This is a genomic window from Bacillus cereus group sp. MYBK227-1 (assembly GCF_051916325.1).
In the GTDB taxonomy this organism is placed as follows: Bacteria; Bacillota; Bacilli; order Bacillales; family Bacillaceae_G; genus Bacillus_A; species Bacillus_A cereus.
In genome coordinates, this window is sequence record NZ_JBQAGK010000033.1 from 1 (window position 1) to 521 (window position 521).

Consider the following 521-nt stretch of genomic DNA (forward strand, 5'->3'; position numbering starts at 1 on the left):
AGATACGCCAAATGAAAAATGGGTAACCGATATTACAGAATTTAAATTATTCGGTGAGAAACTTTATTTATCACCTGTATTAGACTTGTATAATGGTGAAATCATTACCTATACAATTGGCTCTAGACCGACGTATTCACTTGTTTCAGAAATGTTAGAGACAGCATTAGAAGGTTTATCTGAAAATCACCAACTAATGATGCATTCAGATCAAGGGTGGCATTATCAAATGAAACAGTACCGTCACGCATTACAAAAAAGAGGTATCGTACAAAGTATGTCTCGTAAAGGCAACTGTTATGACAACGCAGTAATGGAGAATTTCTTTGGAATCATGAAGTCTGAGTTTCTCTACATAAAAGAGTTTGAAAGTGTAGAGCACTTCAAAATAGAATTAGAAAAATATATAGATTATTACAATACAAAACGGATAAAGGCAAAATTAAAAATGAGCCCGGTGCAATACCGGACTCATTTTTATCAAGCTGCCTAATGAAATAACCGTGTCTAACTTTTAGGGG

General features: G+C 34.2%; 1 protein-coding gene. It reads left to right on the top strand.

Features of this window, described 5'->3' with window-relative positions; all coding sequences use genetic code 11:
- A partial coding sequence (locus tag ACTFRM_RS31220) for an IS3 family transposase (protein WP_440043885.1) occupies positions 1 to 493 on the top strand: 493 nt, incomplete at its 5' end.
- Positions 494 to 521: the final 28 nt, after the last annotated feature.